The organism is Streptomyces sp. NPDC001514, from assembly GCF_053597075.1.
This window is the reverse complement of record NZ_JBSFHO010000073.1, coordinates 5001-7682: the sequence shown is the minus strand read 5'-3', so window position 1 is coordinate 7682 and position 2682 is coordinate 5001. Positions and strand designations below refer to the sequence as shown.

The 2682-nt window shown below is 49.9% G+C and carries 2 rRNA genes (1 of these 2 cut by a window edge); both read right to left on the bottom strand.

Going from position 1 to position 2682, the window contains the following annotated elements:
* Positions 1-751 (bottom strand): 23S ribosomal RNA (locus ACWCXB_RS36330); the annotation flags it as partial.
* A 165-nt stretch (positions 752-916) separates the two neighbouring features.
* Positions 917-2682 (bottom strand): 16S ribosomal RNA (locus tag ACWCXB_RS36325); it runs 39 nt beyond the window's last position.

Genomic DNA, 2682 nt, shown 5'->3' with positions numbered 1-2682 from the left:
TTCAACAATTTCACGTACTTTTTAACCCTCTTTTCAAAGTGCTTTTCATCTTTCGATCACTCTACTTGTGCGCTATCGGTCTCTGGCCGGTATTTAGCTTTAGAAGACATATACCTCCCATTTTGAGCAGCATTCCCAAACTACTCGACTCGTCGAAGGAGCTTTACATAGGCTTGGCATCCGACCAGACGGGGCTCTCACCCTCTGTGGCGTCCCGTTCCAGGGAACTCGGAAGGCGCCTCGCCAAAAGCATCCTCTACAAATTACAACTCGGGCCCTGGGGACCAGATTTCAAATTTGAGCTGTTGCCGCTTCACTCGCCGTTACTGGGGCAATCCCTGTTGGTTTCTTTTCCTCCGCTTATTGATATGCTTAAGTTCAGCGGGTATTCCTACCTGATTCGAGGTCAACATTCGGAAGGTGGGGTGTTTAACGGCGTGGCCGCGCCCGGGTCCCGGTGCGAGTGGATATTACTACGCAGAGGTCGCCGCGGACGGGCCGCCACTCCATTTCGGGGCCGGCGGTGTTAGCGCCGGGTCCCCAACGCCGGGCTCTCCCAAAAAGAGGGGAGCTCGAGGGTTGAAATGACGCTCGAACAGGCATGCCCGCCAGAATTCTGGCGGGCGCAATGTGCGTTCAAAGATTCGATGATTCACTGAATTCTGCAATTCACATTACTTATCGCATTTCGCTGCGTTCTTCATCGATGCCAGAACCAAGAGATCCGTTGTTGAAAGTTTTGATTCATTTGTATTTTGCCTTGCGGCACACTCAGAAGAAACTGTAAAAACAAAAGAGTTTGTGGCCTCCGGCGGGCGCCTGGTTCCGGGCCGCGAAACCGAAGAGGTTCCGGGCGCCGGGGCGGCTCCGCCGAAGCAACGTAAAGGTATGTTCACATGGGTTTGGGAGTTGTAAACTCGGTAATGATCCCTCCGCTGGTTCACCAACGGAGACCTTGTTACGACTTTTACTTCCTCTAAATGACCGAGTTTGGAGAGCTTTCCGGCCCTGGGTGGTAGTTGCCCACCTCCCTGGGCCAGTCCGGACGCCTCACTGAGCCATTCAATCGGTAGTAGCGACGGGCGGTGTGTACAAAGGGCAGGGACGTAATCAACGCAAGCTGATGACTTGCGCTTACTAGGGATTCCTCGTTGAAGAGCAATAATTGCAATGCTCTATCCCCAGCACGACGGAGTTTAACAAGATTACCCGGGCCTTTCGGCCAAGGAAGTACTCGCTGGCTCCGTCAGTGTAGCGCGCGTGCGGCCCAGAACATCTAAGGGCATCACAGACCTGTTATTGCCTCAAACTTCCATCGGCTTGAGCCGATAGTCCCTCTAAGAAGCCAGCGTACTGCCAAAGCAATACGGGCTATTTAGCAGGTTAAGGTCTCGTTCGTTATCGCAATTAAGCAGACAAATCACTCCACCAACTAAGAACGGCCATGCACCACCACCCACAAAATCAAGAAAGAGCTCTCAATCTGTCAATCCTCATTGTGTCTGGACCTGGTGAGTTTCCCCGTGTTGAGTCAAATTAAGCCGCAGGCTCCACCCCTGGTGGTGCCCTTCCGTCAATTTCTTTAAGTTTCAGCCTTGCGACCATACTCCCCCTGGAGCCCAAGCACTTTGATTTCTCGTAAGGTGCCGAACGCGTCAAAAAATAACATCGTCCGATCCCTAGTCGGCATAGTTTATGGTTAAGACTACGACGGTATCTGATCGTCTTCGATCCCCTAACTTTCGTTCCTGATTAATGAAAACATCCTTGGCAAATGCTTTCGCAGTAGTTAGTCTTCAATAAATCCAAGAATTTCACCTCTGACAATTGAATACTGATGCCCCCGACTGTCCCTATTAATCATTACGGCGGTCCTAGAAACCAACAAAATAGAACCACACGTCCTATTTCATTATTCCATGCTAATGTATTCGAGCATAGGCCTGCCTGGAGCACTCTAATTTTTTCAAAGTAAAAGTCCTGTTTCCCCGTCACACCCAGTGAAGGGCATGAGGTTCCACAGAGGGAAAGGCCCGGCCGGACCAGTACACGCGGTGAGGCGGACCGGCCAGCCAGGCCCAAGGTTCAACTACGAGCTTTTTAACCACAACAACTTTAATATACGCTATTGGAGCTGGAATTACCGCGGCTGCTGGCACCAGACTTGCCCTCCAATTGTTCCTCGTTAAGGGATTTAAATTGTACTCATTCCAATTACAAGACCCAAAAGAGCCCTGTATCAGTATTTATTGTCACTACCTCCCCGTGTCGGGATTGGGTAATTTGCGCGCCTGCTGCCTTCCTTGGATGTAGTAGCCGTTTCTCAGGCTCCTTCTCCGGGGTCGAGCCCTAACCCTCCGTTACCCGTTGCAACCATGTTTGGCCAATACCCAAACATCGAAAGTTGATAGGGAAGAAATTTGAATGAACCATCGCCGGCGCAAGGCCGTGCGATTCGAGAAGTTATCATGAATCACCAAAGAGCCCAGAGGGCATTGGTTTTTAATCTAATAAATACATCCCTTCCGAAGTCGGGATTTTTAGCATGTATTAGCTCTAGAATTACCACGGTTATCCAAGTAGTAAGGTACTATCAAATAAACGATAACTTATATAATGAGCCATTCGCAGTTTCGCTGTATAATTGCTTATACTTAGACATGCATGGCTTAATCTTTGAGA